The sequence below is a fragment of the Streptomyces mobaraensis genome (assembly GCF_020099395.1).
Taxonomy (GTDB): Bacteria; Actinomycetota; Actinomycetes; order Streptomycetales; family Streptomycetaceae; genus Streptomyces.
The window spans coordinates 3403279-3418469 of record NZ_CP083590.1 but is presented as its reverse complement, the minus strand read 5'-3'; the positions used below and the strand labels follow the sequence as shown (position 1 = coordinate 3418469).

Here is a 15191-nt window from a genome sequence, read left to right as displayed (position 1 = left end):
GGCGGTCAGACGGAAAGGTGGGCCTCGATGGCGGAGACGACCTCGTCGGACTCCGGCTCGGTGGCCGGGCGGATCCGGGCGACGGGGACACCGTCCCGGCCGATCAGGAACTTCTCGAAGTTCCACAGGACGTCACCGGCCTCCCCGGCCGCGTCGGGCAGGCGGGTGAGCTCGGCATACAGGGGATGCCGGTTCTCCCCGTTGACCTCGACCTTCTCGTAGAGGGGGAACGAGATACCGTAACTGGTCGAACAGAAGGTCTGGATTTCCTCCGGGCTGCCCGGCTCCTGGCCTTTGAACTGGTTGCACGGGAAACCCAGGACGGTGAACCCCCGGTCCGCGAAACGCCGCTGAAGCCGTTCGAGACCGGCGTACTGCGGGGTCAGCCCGCACTTCGATGCCACATTGACCACCAGCAAGACCTTTCCCTGGTGCTCGGCCAGGGAGGTCGGGGCTCCCGACAACGTACGCAGCGGAATCTCATACAGCTTCATGACCGGCCTCCACGTCTTTTACGGAGTGTTTTTCGGGATGTGCTTCCGGGGCGGCCCCGACCTCTGCCCTCGGGCGGTGCACCGCGATGAGTGAGTCCACCACGCCGACGCACCGTTCTCCCGACCAGATCGCCCCCGACAGAAACGCCGTACCGGACGACAACTGCTCCAGGCGGATCGTGTGCCGGATAGCGCCGCCGGGCTGGACGCCCCCGGCGAATCGGGCCTTGCGAATCGCGGCCAGCATGAGAACGCCGTCCGGAACGGCCATCTTCTCGCTGGACAGCCACAGCAGGGCGGCACTCTGGCCGAACGACTCCAGAGCCAGGGCACGGGGATAGGCATACGAGGCCGACGTCAGCCCCTCGGGGAGCCCCTGATAGCAGAGTTCGCTGCCGGACACGGCCTTCGTGGTGGCGATGTGCCGGCCGGGCTCCAGAGCGTCCACCCGGTCGACGAGCAGCATGGGGTGCCGGACCGGCAGCAGTTCCCGGATCCGCACGTGGTCCAGGACCGGTGCGGCACCCGAGGGCGCCGGCGGGTCCATGGGTGCGAGAAGTTCTCGCGCGGGGTCGGGAATCCCGACGAGCACCTTCAGCGTCGCCACCGGCACCCCGTCCTGCCGTGTGCACCGGGCGTCGAGCAACCAGCTCGTTCCGTCCGGCTGCGGGTCGACCGGCACGTCGAACGTGATCTCGTCGCCGCCGAGCATGGGGGCCAGCAGCCTGGCCGAGCGGACCTCGAGTACCTCCGGCGGCCGTCCGAGGCCGAAGGCTTCCGCCGTGGCCTGCCGCAACCCTTCCAACAGGAAGACCGCGGGCAACACCGTCAGGCCCGGAAAGTGGCCGCCCATGTAGGGATCACGAGCCGAGACCCTCTTGACGGCACGCAACCTCGGCATGCCGGCATCGGTGCGGAGCTCGGTGTGGTCCGCCGCACGCAGCGGCGACGCGAACATGACCGCGCGGACGTCCGCGTTCGTGGCGGTCCGGCTCATACGAACCACACGCCGTCGAACTCCGCCCAGGACGCGGTCAGTTCGTTCGTATCGAGGCACCGCACACCGGGGACCAGGTCCTGTGGTCCGAACCCCAGGGCACGCAGATCCGGCTCGTCCGCGACGACGGCGACCTTCTCGGCGATCAGCTGCCGCACCGCTGCGCGGTAGTCGGGCAGCGTATCCACGCGGACCGGACCGAAATCAACGACCGGGCGGTAGGTGTCCTCGTCCACCGCCAGGGTGACCGCGGCGCCCCGCAGGGCGATCATCACCCTGTCGAGTTGCGGGAGGAAGTCGAGGAAGCCGTACATGGCGTCGAAGAACTGGACCTCGACGGATCCTCGGTAGCCCCGGTCGATCACGCCCAGCACGCTGTAGCCGGACATCAGGCACCTCCGATGAAGACGGTCTTCTTCGCGGCCTGGATGGTGGCGACAAAGCGCGCGGGCGAACGGAAACGGACCTCGTCGATGTGGTGAGTGGCGCCGCGCTCGGCGCTGCACGCGGTGCAGGAGATCCAGCTGAGGCGACGGGGGTTCGCGGCCAGCATGTCACGGATGATTCGCGAGCTGGACGGGTAAATACCGTCCGGGTCCCGCGTGTTGACGGGTTTGGTATCGGCGTGAGTCGTCTGCGTCAGCATGTTGACGTAACCACACGCCCAAACGCGGACCGACTTACCCTCGTCCAGCACGGCCTGGGCGAGCCGCAGGGCCGAGGTGACGACGTCGTTGGAATGAGGGGCGGCCGTCACGACGAGCAGCAGGTCCCACAGCGCGCGGGCATTCCTGGCGGTCATCAGTGCCACACGTTCCGGCAGTCGTCCGCCAGCAGCAGCCGCGCGGCCGCGTCCATTCCCTTGACCGTTACATGCGGGCTCAGCGTCGTGCCGTGGAGAGCGCGTTGGGCCACCGAAAAGTCATCCGCCCACACCTGGGCGCCGTTCTCCGCCAGGCGCCGGAGTTGGGGTGCGCCCGGCGCCGCGCTGAACACGCCGTCCTGCACCAGGAAGACGCAGACCTCGTGGCCCGCCTCGGCGAGCGCGCAGGCGTCGTCCAGGAAGCGGCCCGCGTTGGGGCCGGCCCAAGGGCCCTGGCTCTCGAACATCAGGTAACGCGAGGCATCGTTCACGTCTGCCCATTCTCCTTCTGGTCATTGCGCCGCCGCATCGCGTTCGGCCAGCCCCTTCAGCGTCAGCAGTTGTTTACGCATGACCACGGCATCGCCGGCGGCGAGCACCGGAATCCGTAGTCGTGCCAGGCCCCGGGCATCCGCCATGTTGAGCCGGACGACCAGTCGACTGGCCTGGTCACCCTGGGGAACGACCCGGTAGGTCACCGCCATCTCCCCGTACATACGGCGGGCCTCGGGACTGGTGATCCCCGTGATATGACTGCCGACCTCGAATTCGACGAGGTGGAACACCAGAAAACGCTGGCCGACAGCGAGCTCGTCCGCGCCGGTGGTGAGGGCCCGGCTGCTCGTGCGCATACGCCCGTAGGAGTACGCATTCGTCTTGAGCTGGCACAGCCACCGGAATGTCAACGGTGCCGGTGCCCGGACGCCCACCGCACGATGGAGACTTCGGTAGGGCTTCGTCAGATGACGGTCACAGGGGTAACCGGCCGTGCGCTCGCCTTCGGTGACACCCCAAGAGTACGGACTGAACATCGCGGCCTCCTGCCGGATCGTGGTGCGGCGAGCGTACAACCACGGTCCACGGCCCATCAGTTGGACAGCTTGCTCCTTACCAGGTCACGAACGTCCGGGAACCGGCGCATCTGCGCCATCTCCGCCTCCGCGACCTTCACCCGGTAGGTGCGTTCGAGCGTCACCGCCAGCTCGAGTGCCACCAGCGAGTCGACGCCGAGATCATCGATGAAATGGGCCTCGTCGGTGAGCGCCTCGGGATCGACGTCCAACGCGTCGGCGACGGTTTCCCTCAAGTCGGCTTCATCGACGTCGTTCTCGGTGGCCATGGGGACTCCCTTCGGAACTGTGACTCTTTCCAGAGACTACGACGCCCGCGATTCCGCGGCGTTCATTCATGGGTGTTGGGAGTAACGGCATCATGCATCGCCGGGCCCGTCGACGGTCAGCGCGGCGAGATGCCCGTCGTCCGAGACGGCGACCACCAGGCCGGGCCCCGGTCCGCCCAGCAGCCCAGCGAGTTGGAGCAGCGGGGAGACGGTGCCGAACCGTGCGTCGGCCCCGACGAAGGCGGCGTCCTCGATCACGACACCGGCCCCGGCGAACGCCTCACGGACCGCCTCCGCGACCGGCGTTGTGGCGGCCGAACCGCAGTACGCGAACCGCGCGCGCCGCTCGCGCTCGCCCAGGGCGGAGATCCGGTGGGCCGCCGCCCTCAGTGCCGTCGGCTCCCAGCCGCCGGCCGTGGAGTACGGAACGAATCGCGAGACGCAGTGCACCAGCCGGCCCGCCTCCGGGTGACGGCCCCGGACCAGCCGCAGCACCGCGGCTCCGCCCAGTGTGCCTGCGGCAGCGCACGCCTCGTCGGTGGCCGCGGCCAGTACCTCGTCGGCCCGCCCACGGCGCAGCGCCGACATCGCGAAGAACACCGCGTCCAGGCCGCCGACCACCGGATTCGTCAGCGTGACGGAGAAGGCCCGGCACGCCATGCCGATCGCCAGCTGGCTGGCCGGCATGTTGGCCGAGAACCCGGGCAGCTCCGCCGGACTCAGCCCGGCGGGGCCGTGTTCCCGGACCGTACGGTCCATCGAGGCGTGTACCGCCTCGATGGCACGGTGGGTACCGACGCAAACACCCGAGCGGGTCGCCCGGCCATTCAGCGCTCGCTTGTCGCCGGGCTCGCGGCCGGTGGCGATGTTGGCGGCGGCCAGCAGATACCGGGTGGCGGGGGTGAGGTACTTCCAGCCACGCCGTCCCAGGTGGGGCACCGGGTCGAACCAGCCTGGGTCGTCGTCCACCGGATCACCGTCCGTCGGGGCGCCGCCCACCGCTACACCGTCCGCCGGGACGCGTACGTCGCTCGCCGCGAGGTCCTCGACGGTGGATACGCCGGGTGCGATCAGCCCCACGCCCGTCACGGAAATCGTCACGATGCCGCTCCGAGGACGATGGCGGCGTTGTTACCGCCGAATCCGGTGGCGCTGACCAGTGTCCGGGGTTCGGTGAGCGGCACCGGGCCGCCGACCGGCACGTCAAGGGGACAGTCCGGGTCGAGGGTGGTCACGTGCGCGTTGGGCGGCACCGTCCGGTGGCGAAGCATCAGCACCGCGGCGACGCAGGCGAAAACCCCGGCGGCTCCTGCCGTGTGTCCGATGACCCCTTTGATGCCGAAGGCGGGGGTCCGGCTCGCCCGTTCGCCCAGTGCCGCCGCGACGACGTCGCTCTCCACGATGTCATTGACCGCGATGCCGGCGCGGTGGAGCACCGCGGCTCCGACCGGTCCCGAGGCCGTGTGCAGCGCTCCCGTCACGGAACGGGCGAGCTGTTCCCCTCCCGGCTCGGGTGCCGTCTGGTGATGGGCGTCGCAGCTCCAGCCGTAGCCCTCGACCATCGCGTATGCCACGGCGCCGCGACGTGCGGCGTGATCGGCGGATTCGAGAACGAGCGCGGCGGCACCGTCGCCGGTCACCATGCCTTGGCGTGCGGCGTCGAACGGCCTGCACACGGTGTGGTCCAGCAGCCCGAAACGTTCCAGCGAGGCGAGCGCCACCCGGGAATGGGCGTCGGTGCCACAGGCGACCACCACATCGGCCCGGCCGCTGTCGATCAGCTCGGCGGCCCAGCTCACCGCGTAGGCGCCCGAGGAACAGGCGGTGCTGACAGTGTGGTTGGGGCCGCAGATGCGGTAGCGGCGGGCGACGACGGAGGCAGTACGGAAGGAGCCATCGGAATCCGTGGCTGGTTCGGACGTCTCGTGCAGAGCGATGTCACCGAGCGACGTGCCGACCGTCAGGCCGGCCTCAGCGAGGTGGTGCTCCTCCAGACCACTGTCGGCGATGGCCTCACCGACCGCCCGGCAGGCCATCGCGCTCGCCCTGCCGAGCGGCTGCCCGGTCCGTTCGTCGTGCTCCTGTGCGGGCCCGCTCACCTGGTAGACGAGTGGCTGCCGGGCCATACCGCAATCCTCGGGCGCCGGGGAGGGCGTCTTCCTGGCGAGCAACAACCCCGACCAGAGGTCTGTGGCCGAGTCTCCCAGGCAGCTGACCGCACCCAAACCCGTTATCACCACGGTCGACACATGAACTCCTCGATTCTATCGGTCTGTTGTGGGAGCGTCCGGCCGTCAGTCGGTCGGCGACAGGGCGGCGCTGGGCCGTAGTGCGGTCATCACATCGGCCACGCGCAGCACCGGCTCGCCGTCGACCGTGGACACGCCCTCGAAGAACCAGGTATCGGCCATCGCGCGGGATATCCGTACCTCGTGGCGCACCAGATCGCCGGGCAGCACCCGGCCGCCGGCCTCGATGCCCGACATGCCGCCGAAGAGCGCCACGGTGCCCGCGAGCGCGTCCGCGTCCCGGTCCCAGGCGGCGAGCAGGGCGGCACTCTGGCACCAGGATTCGATCAACAGGGGTGTGGGGTAGGCGTATTCGCTGTCCTGGCAGTCCTCGGGAATCCCCTCGAACCAGGGTTCGTTGCACGTTATCGCCTTGAGTGTGGTGATCGACTCACCCGGGACGACAGCGAGCACCCGGTCCACCAGCAGGACGGGATAGCGGTGTGGAATGAACGACTTGATGGAGCCGACTCCGTAATGATTCGGAGGGAGAACGGCGGCGGTCATCGGTGGCCTTCCTGGGGTGGTGTGAGGGGTGGCATGAGAAGAGGTGAGGGAAGAGCGGAGCAGGCCCCCGGGCGGGGGCCTGTCCCATGCAATCCGGCGGACCGTTAGATGCGCAGTGCCGTCCGGAGGGCGGGGCGGCCGGTTACCAGGGGGACCTTCACCTCGAGCGTGCGCGACGCGTCCGCATAGGTGAGCCGGACGCCCAATGAGCGGAAGACGGCCGCCTGTTCGTGCTCGGGGGCGGACAATCCGTTCCTGATCCTGCGGCCGAGCGCACTGATGGCCGACAGGTGCCGGTTCGTTTCCGTGGAGTCCGCGAGAAATCGAATGAGTTCACGTGGCGTGCACACCGACCGCAGCCAGGAGGCGAGCGGAGAGATGACCGCCTGCTCCCGGAGATAGACGTTGCGCGGATGCTCGCCGCAGTCCGCCTCCTGGTGCGACGGGGAAGTGCGGCAACGGTAATAGGACTCTCCGTTGGTGCGGGTCCCCTGCATCAGACGGCTGCAGAGCGCACAGCGGATCATTCCGCGCAGCAGGTAACGATGGCAGTCCGCGCGCGCGTCCGGGCTTGAGCTGATCCGCCGTGCCGCGAACTGGTGATGCACCCGGTCGAAGGTGTCCGTCGAGAGCAACGGCTCGCCGATCGTCGCGTCGTCCGCCATGCTGCCATCCGCCGAACGCCCGGCGTAGCGGGGGTTGACCAGGATCGACCGCACCGCCCCCTTGGACCAGGCCGCCGTTCTCTCGTCGGCGGAGTGCCCGCGTCTCCCCGGAGTGGGGATGCCGTCCGCGGTCAGCCCTTGTGCGATGCCCTGTAGTCCCCTGCCGGCCAGATACTCCTCGAAGATCCGCCAGACGATCAGCGCGGTGAGTGGGTCCGGGACGAGCACGGATCCGTGCGCGTCCTCGCCGGCCGCCCTCCGGTACCCGTACGGCGGTCGCCCCCGCAGCCGCTGTGCCGGTTTGGTGAGTTGCTGTTGCGTATGCATTTCTGGTCCCCGTTGTACGTTCTTATGTCACAGGTGGCTCGACTGTGCGGCCACACCGGACAGGTTTTGCCTTCTCCTTGCCCCCGTGTTCGACGCGGTGAGTGACCCGTCGAGTCGGGGGTACGCACCGCCGACACGACGGGCGGGCCCGGACCGCGGCGAATGCTGGCGCCGTGGACCGCGGCCGGGCACCTCAACTCCGCTTGCTCAAGCGCGTTTCAGGCCCTAAGTCATCCATGTGGGCACTCCTGACTGCTTCGACGCAGTGTCCGGAAGCCGACGAACAGCCGTTGAAGAGGCGCGTAGTGGCACGAGCTCTCCTCGTGTTGCCGCCTCGCACACGGGCTGGCCTGATCGCGGACGGTCGCCGGTGCGTTCAACTCGGCCTGCTCGGCGCACTGTTAGGCACCCATCGGGCCGCCTGGGCGCTGCCGGATGCGGCGGGCCCGGCTCGGCGGCGCGAGCGCCGGCCTGGAAGGGTGAACTGGCCTCCGGCCTCTGTATGGATTCGGTTACGTGGCTTCGGTGGGTACGGGACCGGCACGTACGATTCGTGCGCGTCGCTTCGTCGGTGTGTCCTTCGGCTGACAGCCGAGTATTTCGTCGGAAGAGAGTTTCCTCAGCCGGACCGTGACGTATTCGATAGGTAATTCATCGGTTTCCCGTCGGCGGAGTGAGTCGCTCCCGCGATCTGTCGAGTACGTCGTCCGGCACCTTATTCAAGCAGACATGTGAGTCAGAGTGATCTGCGGTCGGCCTCCGCTCGATTCGGAAAGTGTGAGCCCTAAGCGACCGTCCACGGTGATCGTGCCGTGCGGAACGGCCCCGGTGAGCCGGATATCGATCACTCGACTGTCGCGGGCGCCTCTTTTCTTCGGTTGTCCGGAAATTCCGCGGCGCTCGTTCATCGTTGTGAACGCCGCGCATGGATCCGCAGTCCCTCCGACGCGGCGGCCACCGGGTCGCCGATGACGTGGATCGGGATGGGCACCGTCTTCCCCGGTGACGAGCGTGCGCACGGAGCGCTCGGCCTCGCCCTGCTTCGGCTTGAGCCCGTCGGACGCCGCCTCGGAGCTCCCTGGCTCCACTGCCGAGCCGTGACCGCCGGCCGGTCGGAGTCGGCGATCCGGTGTCACGGACTCGACGAGGTCCGGAACATCGAGGAGGGGAATCCCGACCGTTTCCTTGCCTCTCGGAGATTCACCGGCCACGCCTTCGGAATGTGGGCAGGACACGTCAGCGGCACCGAAAGAAACGGTGCGACGATTCACTTATCCCCCTTTGAGCTGCATTGAAGAGTCAACGCGGGGAGATTAAAGGTGTCCACGCCTTTTCGAAGATGCGCTCTGTGAAAGTGCCCCCGCCGAGGGCCGGCTGCGGTCGGGCCCTCCATTCGTCACGACGCTACCGACGTCACGCCTGACGCGTCAAGGCTCATATTTAATGAACGCTAAACGATTGCGGTTTGGGCGCGCCAATGAAGTGCCCACTGACCTGCGGCTATTGGGCTTCCCGGGGGTGCCGGGAAATTGCTCGGCCCTCGTTACCCGGCGGTGCGTCAGGCCGCCCGAGCGGCGGACCGGCCGGGATCCCCGCGGCGAGCGCGAGGGCCCTGGCGGTGGGGTGCCGCCCCCGCCTCCAAGGCCCCGGCCCGCCCCGGCCGCGCCCGCGAGATCGTCGCCGGCCGAGATCCGAACACCCATGGTTTCTGGCTGGAGTTGGCGGTTCCGCGTAGCGTCCGAGGGAGGCCGGCCACTACGGCACACATGAAAGGGAGTCCCTCGTGAGCGCGGTGACGCTGCTGCCAGGTGCACGGATACTGCGCGCGGATGCCGAAGGCATCAAAACGGAGGTCCTGGTGCCACCCACTGCCCCGGTCTTCGCCGGTCACTACCCCGGATTCCCGATAATGCCGGGGGTCTTCGCTTTGGACGCCGTCCACCGGGCGGTTCTGCGCCACGCCGAGGAGGTGGACGGCGTCCGTACGGAGCAGCGGGAGATCAGCTCCGTACGCTTCGCCTCGCCTGTGTTTCCGGGTGATGTGCTGTCCGTCGAGTGCGTGATCACCCGGGGTGAGGGCGCCCGCGTCGTCCGCGCGGTGTGCCGGACCGGCCGCGGCAAGACCGCGACCTTGCGGCTGCGCTACGAGGACGCGCGGTAGCGCCGGAGCCCCGCTCGGCGGACGGTGATCGCCGTGGGCACCGGGCGCCGGTCGGACGGGCGGCGGGCAGGCCGGAAAGCGGGAAGGCGGGAAAGCGGGAAGGCGGGAAAGCGGACAAACAAAAGCCCCAGATCGATGATCTGGGGCTTTTTCTGAGCCGCCTGCGGGATTTGAACCCGCGACCTACGCATTACGAGTGCGTTGCTCTGGCCAACTGAGCTAAGGCGGCAAGCTGCCGGGCCAAGACTGGCATCAGCAGCGGACCCAAGTCTACACAGGTCCGGAGGGTGCTCCGTACCAGGCGGTCCTATGGGCGTATGAGCGGGCCGGAGCGGAGGTGCCGCGGGGGGCGTGGGGCGGGCGGGGGTCAGGAGCAGCGGAGGCCGGAGCGCGGGGGAGTGCCGGTGAGGAGGTAGGAGTTGATCGCGGAGTCCACGCAGGCGCTGCCGCGGGTGTAGGCGGTGTGGCCGTCGCCCTCGTAGGTGAGGAGGCGGCCGGAGGAGAGCTGGGAGGCGAGGGCCCGGGCCCAGGGGTAGGGGGTGGCGGGGTCGCGGGTGGTGCCGACGACGAGAATGGGGGCGGCGCCGCGGGCCGTGATGCGGTGCGGGTGGCCGGTGGGGTGCGTGGGCCAGTAGGCGCAGCTCAGGGAGGCCCAGGCGAGGGCTTCGCCGAGCACCGGGGAGGCTTTGCGGAACGCGGGGAGCGCCTGGCGGACGTCGTCCGGGCCGTGGAAGGCGGACGGCGCGTCCAGGCAGTTCACGGCGGCGTTGGCGGCCATGAGGTTGGAGTACGAGCCGTTCGCGTCCCGCTCGTAGTAGGCGTCGGAGAGGGCGAGCAGCACGGAGCCGTCGCCGGCGGCGGCCAGGGCCAGGGCCTTGCGGAGGACGGGCCAGCCGGCCTGGTCGTACATGGCCGCGATCACCCCCGTCGTCGCCAGCCCTTCGGTCAGCCGGCGGGACTGGCCGGTGGGGAGCGGGCGGGCGTCGACCCGGTCCAGGAACGACCGCAGGCGCTTCCCGGCGTCCGCCGGCCCGGAGGTGCCCAGCGGGCAGTCGGCGTGCCGTGCGCAGTCGCGGGCGAAGGCGGTGAACGCGGTCTGGAAGCCTGCCGTCTGCTCGCGGTTGACGCGCGCCGCGTCGAGCGACGGGTCCAGCGCGCCGTCCAGCACCAGCCGGCCGACGCGGGAGGGGAAGAGCTCCGCGTAGGTGGCGCCGAGGAAGGTGCCGTACGAGGCGCCGACGTAGTGCAGTTTGCCGTCGCCGAGCAGGGCCCGCAGGACGTCCATGTCCCGTGCCGCCTCGACGGTGGAGACGTGCCGCAGCATCCTGCTGGAGCGGGCGGCGCAGCCGTTGGCGAACTTCTTCAGGTTGGCCACGAAGCCGCGGGTCTCCGCGGCGGTCCTGGGGGTGGGGTCGGACTGGGCGTAGCCGTCCATCTCGCCGTCCGACAGACAGGTGACCGGGGCGCTGCGGCCCACTCCGCGCGGGTCCACGGCGACGAGGTCGTAGCGGGCGCGGACGGACGCCGGGTACTTCCCCGCGACGTGGCCCTGGAGGTAGCCGATCGCGGACCCGCCCGGGCCGCCCGGGTTGACCAGCAGGGAGCCCAGGCGTTTGCCGGGTCCCGCCGCCTTTTTGCGGGAGACGGCGAGGGTGACGTCCCCGCCGCTGGGGAGGTGGTAGTCCAGCGGCACCTTCATGCCCGCGCACTCGAACGCGGCGCTCTTCCCGCCGCCGCAGGAGTGCCAGCGCAGCTTCTGGCGGTAGTACGGGCGGAGGGGCTCCGCGAGGGCGGCGGTGTCGGCGTCGGCGGTGCTGTCGGCGGTGTCGGTGGCGCTGGTGTCGGCGGCGGTCGTGTGGGCCGACGCGCCGGGGTCGTCGCGGTCTCTCGGCGCGGCGGCGGCCGGTCCGGGCCCGCCGGCGGCCAGGGCGGAGAGCAGGAGGGCCGCGGTGGCGGCCAGGGTGCCGGAGGTACGGAGCATGCGGCTGGTGTCCATCGGCAGGTCCCTCTGTGTGGCAGACAGGTGGGCGTGCGGCGTACGGCGTGCGGCGATCACCGGAAATGCGGTGGTTCTGGCCGCGTGCGGGTGGATTCGCGCGGATTCGGGAGCCGTGCCGGGCCGGGCACGGGTGTACGGAGAGTATCCGGACGTCTACCGGAAAGGGGTCGTTCGAGCGGTCAGGTCGGCTCGTACGAGTGAGGATTCACTCGGGTTGTGGTGTCCTCGGGCCTCCTGTGCTGGGCCGGTCGGCGGGGGCGCGCAGGGCCGGTTGGCGGGGGTGCGCAGGGAGGGGGTGAATTTCGCGAACCTCTTGACTCTGGGCATATGCGGAGCAGACTGGTCATACACCAGCCAACGGTGAGAGCCGCACCGTCGATGAAGACGTTCATCGGCCCGAGTGACCCCCATCTCGTCGACTGGCCAGGCCCCCGGGAGGGTTCCTGCCGGGATCGGTGCCGTGGGTGACGGCCCGGGTACGCGGTCCGGTGTGGAGCACCGGGGGCTGTCGCATGCCCGTGGCCTGGCGCATGCCGTGGCGCGGACTCCGTGGCGCGGAAGGGGAATCTTTTCCTCCGCTGGAGAAGCGGTTTACCCGCCCCGTCGACGCACTCAACTGACCTGCGCTTACCGCCGGTTGCCGACGCGTACGGGCCCGGTGCCACCCCCCGTCGGAGCCATGACCGGGGCTCCGCATAATGACGCGGTCGGTGAGAGCGGACCGGGCGGCACCTGCCGCCGGGCGGGGCGCCGACGCGATATCGGGGGGAACATGTCAGGCGATCACGTCGTCGCGCCGCACCGTAGTGCTACCGGGGCCGTCACCGCGGCCGTCGCGCTGGAAGGCGTCGGCAAAACCTACGGCACCGCGGGGGCCTCGCCCGCCGTCCGCGCGCTCGACGACGTCTCCGTGACGTTCGGGCGCGCCACGTTCACCGCCGTCATGGGCCCGTCCGGCTCCGGCAAGAGCACGCTGCTCCAGTGCGCCGCCGGGCTGGACCGGCCGGACGTGGGCCGGGTCCTCGTGGACGGTACGGACCTGGGGCCGCTCACCGAGAAGCAGCTGACCGCGTTCCGGCGCGAGCGGATCGGTTTCGTCTTCCAGGCGTTCAACCTCCTCGGCTCCCTCACCGCCGCCCAGAACGTCGGCCTCCCGCTCCGGCTCGCCGGGCGCCGCCCCGACCGGCGGGCCGTGCGCGAGGCCCTGGAGCAGGTCGGACTGGCGGGACGGGAGGGGCACCTGCCGTCCCAGATGTCGGGCGGACAGCAGCAGCGCGTCGCCATCGCCCGCGCCCTGATCGCCGAGCCGCAGGTGGTGTTCGCGGACGAGCCCACGGGCGCCCTCGACAGCGGCAGCGGCCGGACCGTCCTCGAACAGCTCCGCACCCTCGTCGACGTCCGGGGCCGCACCGTCGTCATGGTGACCCACGACCCGGGGGCCGCCTCCTGGGCCGACCGGGTCCTCTTCCTCGCCGACGGGCGCATCCGCGACGAGCTCCACGGCGCCGGCGCGCAGCGGATCGCGGAACGCATGGCCGGCCTCGAACCGGCACGCGCCCACGGCGGGCCGCGGCAGCCCTCGCCGAACCACGGCTCGCTGCACCACGGCTCCGGGAGCCTCCGTTGAGCGGCGGCAGCGGCTCCCGCCGTACGGACGCGCCCCGCGGGCTGCCCTTCGCCCTCCTGCTCCCCGTCGCCGCCGCCTCGCTGCGTAAACGCTGGACCGCCTTCGCCGGCTCGTTCGTCGCCCTCACCCTCGGCGTCGCCCTGATCGGCGCCACCGGCCTGCTCACCGAGGCCGCCGCGGACATCGAGAGCCCCGACCCGGCCGCGCCTTCGCTGAAGAAACTGCTCACCTTCACGGCGGGCGTCTCCGGCTTCGTCTCGGTCTTCGTCGTCGCCTCCACCTTCGCGTTCGCGGTGGCCGCCCGCCGCCGCGAGACCGCGCTGCTGCGGGCCGTCGGGGCCACGCCCCGGCAGGTCGGAGGGCTGGTGCTGGGCGAGGCGCTGCTGGTCGCGCTGGTGGCGTCCGGCTGCGGTGCCCTGCTGGCGCCGGTCCTCGCGCCGCTGCTCGCCGACTGGCTCGTCCGGCGCGCCGTCGCCCCTGACGGCTTCTCGGCGCCCACGACGCCCGGCCCCCTGCTGACCGCCGTCGCCGTCGAGGCCGCCGTCGCCCTGCTGGGCGCCTGGGCCGCGGCCCGGCGCGCGGGGCGCGTGCGCCCCACCGAGGCGCTCGGCCAGGCGGCCGTGGACCGGGGGCGCACGACCGCCGGCCGCCTGCTGTGGGCCGTCCTCGCCCTCGCGGCCGCGGTCACCGTCCCGCTCCTGCTGGCCGCGATGCCCGAACCGCTGCGCCGCGACCCCCAGTTGCGCGACCCGCGCAACCTCCCCGACTGGGCCCTGGTCTGCGACCTGCTGGCCATCACCACGGTGGCGCTGCTGGCCCCGCTGCTGGTCCCGCCGCTCGTGCGGCTCCTCACGCTGCCGGTGCGGCTGTCCGCCGGCGCGGTCGGCCTCCTCGCGCGGCAGAACGCGCTCACGGCCGTCCGCCGGACGGTCTCCACGGCCACGCCCGTCTTCCTCGTCGTCGCCCTCGCCGGCAGCGTCGTGGGCTCCACCGCCGCGTTCGCCGAGGCGCGCGACGAACAGACGCGGGCGGCGCTGCGGGCCGAGTACGTCATGGAGGCGGACGGTCCCAAGGGCATCCCGCCCGAGTTCCCCCTCGGGGCGCCCGGGGACCGGGACGAGGACGCGACCGGCGGGGGCGCCGGCGAGGGCGGGGGCGGCCGTGCGGACCGGGGCCGGCTGGGCGCGTTCGGCCGGATGGGCGGCGACGACCGGATGGGCCTGTACGTCACCGCCGTGGCCGACACCCCGCTGACCGGACTCGACGGGGGTTCCGGGGACGCGGCGGCGGGCGCGGCGGTCACCACCGCCACGGTGGTCGACGGCGACATCACCCGGGCCTGGGAGCTGCCGGCCGAGGCCGGTTCCCTCGCCGACCTCAAGGGGCCGGGGACGGTCGCGGTCTCCGCCGGGCTCGCGAAGAGCCGGCACTGGCGGCTCGGCGACCGCCTGACCGCCGGTCTCGCCGACGGCGCGAAGGCCACGCTGCGGGTGGTCGCGGTCGTCCGTATGCCGCTGAGCCTGTCCGAAGTCCTCGTCCCGTACGCGGCGGTGGCGGGCCACGACCGGACCCTGCGGGCCGGCACGGCCTATGTGTCCACCGACACCCGGGCGTCCGTCTCCTTCCTGTTCGGAGTGGATCCTGGTGAGAGAGGCGCCGGTGGGGTGCGGGTGACGCCCGCCGGGGAGTGGACGGGCGGCAACGACAGTCCGCAGAACCGCTACTTGTGGATCGCCCTGGCCGCCATCCTCGGGCCGGCCGTGCTCTACGCCCTCATCGCCGTCGTCAACACGATGGTCATGTCCACCGGCGACCGTCTCCGCGACTTCGCGACCCTGCGGCTCACCGGCGGCAGCGACCGCCAGGTCCTCGGGATGGTGGCCGGGGAGGCGGTCCTGACGACGGCGACGGCGGCGGTCCTCGGGCTGCTGGTCACGCTGGCCACGCAGACGACGACGGCCTGGCTCTACAACCGGTGGATCGACGGCGCGGCCGTCCCCGCCTTCCGCCTCCCCTGGGCGGTGACCTGCGCGGCAGCCGGTGTGTGTCTCGTCCTCGCCCTGGTGGCCTCGCTCGTCCCGGCGCGGCTCGCCCTGCGCGGGCGGGCGCTGGACGCGGCCGGCGGGCGGGAGTGACGTCTCCGG

General features: G+C 71.0%; 15 protein-coding genes and 1 tRNA gene. 3 read left to right on the top strand and 13 right to left on the bottom strand.

The annotated features are described in order from the left end of the window. Positions 1-5: 5 nt before the first annotated feature. From K7I03_RS14705 to K7I03_RS14655, 11 genes are all read right to left on the bottom strand, one after another. Positions 6-494 carry a glutathione peroxidase gene (locus tag K7I03_RS14705; RefSeq protein WP_185942321.1) on the bottom strand — a complete coding sequence of 163 codons (489 nt, stop codon included), beginning with the start codon at positions 492-494 and terminating at the stop codon, positions 6-8. After that, positions 481-1452, bottom strand: a complete 972-nt coding sequence (locus tag K7I03_RS14700; protein ID WP_185942320.1) for a hypothetical protein — start codon at positions 1450-1452, stop codon at positions 481-483. Before K7I03_RS14700 ends, K7I03_RS14705 begins: the two co-directional genes overlap by 14 nt. Positions 1453-1487: 35 nt before the next feature. After that, positions 1488-1880, bottom strand: coding sequence for a hypothetical protein (locus tag K7I03_RS14695; RefSeq protein ID WP_185942319.1), 393 nt, complete (start codon positions 1878-1880; stop codon positions 1488-1490). Next, a complete protein-coding gene (locus K7I03_RS14690) occupies positions 1880-2293 on the bottom strand; it encodes a hypothetical protein (protein WP_185942318.1) in 414 nt (137 codons plus the stop codon). The genes K7I03_RS14695 and K7I03_RS14690 overlap by 1 nt, the downstream gene beginning before the upstream one ends. Then, a complete protein-coding gene (locus tag K7I03_RS14685; protein ID WP_185942317.1) occupies positions 2293-2625 on the bottom strand; it encodes a DsrE family protein in 333 nt (110 codons plus the stop codon). Before K7I03_RS14685 ends, K7I03_RS14690 begins: the two co-directional genes overlap by 1 nt. A 21-nt stretch (positions 2626-2646) precedes the next feature. Next, positions 2647-3165: a hypothetical protein gene (locus K7I03_RS14680; protein ID WP_185942316.1), complete on the bottom strand. Its 519-nt coding sequence runs from the start codon at positions 3163-3165 to the stop codon at positions 2647-2649. A 56-nt stretch (positions 3166-3221) separates the two neighbouring features. After that, positions 3222-3473, bottom strand: coding sequence for an acyl carrier protein (locus K7I03_RS14675; protein ID WP_185942315.1), 252 nt, complete (start codon positions 3471-3473; stop codon positions 3222-3224). A gap of 90 nt (positions 3474-3563) precedes the next feature. Next, on the bottom strand, positions 3564-4574 hold the full coding sequence (locus K7I03_RS14670; protein WP_185942314.1) for a beta-ketoacyl synthase N-terminal-like domain-containing protein: 1011 nt from the start codon (positions 4572-4574) through the stop codon (positions 3564-3566). Continuing rightward, positions 4571-5710 (bottom strand): beta-ketoacyl-[acyl-carrier-protein] synthase family protein, encoded by a 1140-nt coding sequence (locus K7I03_RS14665; protein ID WP_224347428.1) that lies wholly within the window; start codon positions 5708-5710, stop codon positions 4571-4573. The genes K7I03_RS14670 and K7I03_RS14665 overlap by 4 nt, the downstream gene beginning before the upstream one ends. 57 nt (positions 5711-5767) lie before the next feature. Continuing rightward, complete coding sequence (locus K7I03_RS14660; RefSeq protein ID WP_185942312.1) at positions 5768-6268, bottom strand: 3-hydroxyacyl-ACP dehydratase FabZ family protein; 501 nt, start codon at positions 6266-6268, stop codon at positions 5768-5770. A gap of 104 nt (positions 6269-6372) precedes the next feature. Continuing rightward, entirely contained in the window at positions 6373-7161 is a 789-nt protein-coding gene (locus tag K7I03_RS14655; RefSeq protein ID WP_185942311.1) for a recombinase family protein, read from the bottom strand. A 1882-nt stretch (positions 7162-9043) separates the two neighbouring features. Between K7I03_RS14655 and K7I03_RS14650 the strand changes: the two genes are divergently transcribed. Further along, positions 9044-9421, top strand: a complete 378-nt coding sequence (locus K7I03_RS14650) for a 3-hydroxyacyl-ACP dehydratase FabZ family protein (RefSeq protein ID WP_185942310.1) — start codon at positions 9044-9046, stop codon at positions 9419-9421. 155 nt (positions 9422-9576) lie between these two features. Here K7I03_RS14650 and K7I03_RS14645 read toward each other — a convergent pair. Together K7I03_RS14645 and K7I03_RS14640 are read right to left on the bottom strand one after the other, a co-directional pair. Then, a tRNA-Thr gene (locus tag K7I03_RS14645) sits at positions 9577-9650 on the bottom strand. Positions 9651-9788: 138 nt separating this feature from the next. Continuing rightward, the gene (locus K7I03_RS14640; RefSeq protein ID WP_185942309.1) at positions 9789-11417 is read right to left on the bottom strand and encodes an alpha/beta hydrolase; all 1629 of its coding nucleotides are present in this window, start codon (positions 11415-11417) and stop codon (positions 9789-9791) included. Positions 11418-12192: 775 nt separating this feature from the next. Between K7I03_RS14640 and K7I03_RS14635 the strand changes: the two genes are divergently transcribed. Both K7I03_RS14635 and K7I03_RS14630 read left to right on the top strand, forming a co-directional pair. After that, positions 12193-13047 carry an ABC transporter ATP-binding protein gene (locus K7I03_RS14635; RefSeq protein ID WP_185942308.1) on the top strand — a complete coding sequence of 285 codons (855 nt, stop codon included), beginning with the start codon at positions 12193-12195 and terminating at the stop codon, positions 13045-13047. Then, a complete protein-coding gene (locus K7I03_RS14630; RefSeq protein ID WP_185942307.1) occupies positions 13044-15182 on the top strand; it encodes an ABC transporter permease in 2139 nt (712 codons plus the stop codon). The genes K7I03_RS14635 and K7I03_RS14630 overlap by 4 nt, the downstream gene beginning before the upstream one ends. The last annotated feature ends 9 nt before the right edge of the window (positions 15183-15191 follow it).

What these genes read in the sequence shown, in the direction of transcription:
- K7I03_RS14705 (WP_185942321.1), bottom strand. Translation starts at nt 494, where the DNA reads ATGAAGCTGTATGAGATTCCGCTGCGTACGTTGTCGGGAGCCCCGACC.
- K7I03_RS14700 (WP_185942320.1), bottom strand. Translation starts at nt 1,452, where the DNA reads ATGTTCGCGTCGCCGCTGCGTGCGGCGGACCACACCGAGCTCCGCACC.
- K7I03_RS14695 (WP_185942319.1), bottom strand. Translation starts at nt 1,880, where the DNA reads ATGTCCGGCTACAGCGTGCTGGGCGTGATCGACCGGGGCTACCGAGGA.
- K7I03_RS14690 (WP_185942318.1), bottom strand. Translation starts at nt 2,293, where the DNA reads ATGACCGCCAGGAATGCCCGCGCGCTGTGGGACCTGCTGCTCGTCGTG.
- K7I03_RS14680 (WP_185942316.1), bottom strand. Translation starts at nt 3,165, where the DNA reads ATGTTCAGTCCGTACTCTTGGGGTGTCACCGAAGGCGAGCGCACGGCC.
- K7I03_RS14675 (WP_185942315.1), bottom strand. Translation starts at nt 3,473, where the DNA reads ATGGCCACCGAGAACGACGTCGATGAAGCCGACTTGAGGGAAACCGTC.
- K7I03_RS14660 (WP_185942312.1), bottom strand. Translation starts at nt 6,268, where the DNA reads ATGACCGCCGCCGTTCTCCCTCCGAATCATTACGGAGTCGGCTCCATC.
- K7I03_RS14640 (WP_185942309.1), bottom strand. Translation starts at nt 11,417, where the DNA reads ATGGACACCAGCCGCATGCTCCGTACCTCCGGCACCCTGGCCGCCACC.
- K7I03_RS14635 (WP_185942308.1), top strand. Translation starts at nt 12,193, where the DNA reads ATGTCAGGCGATCACGTCGTCGCGCCGCACCGTAGTGCTACCGGGGCC.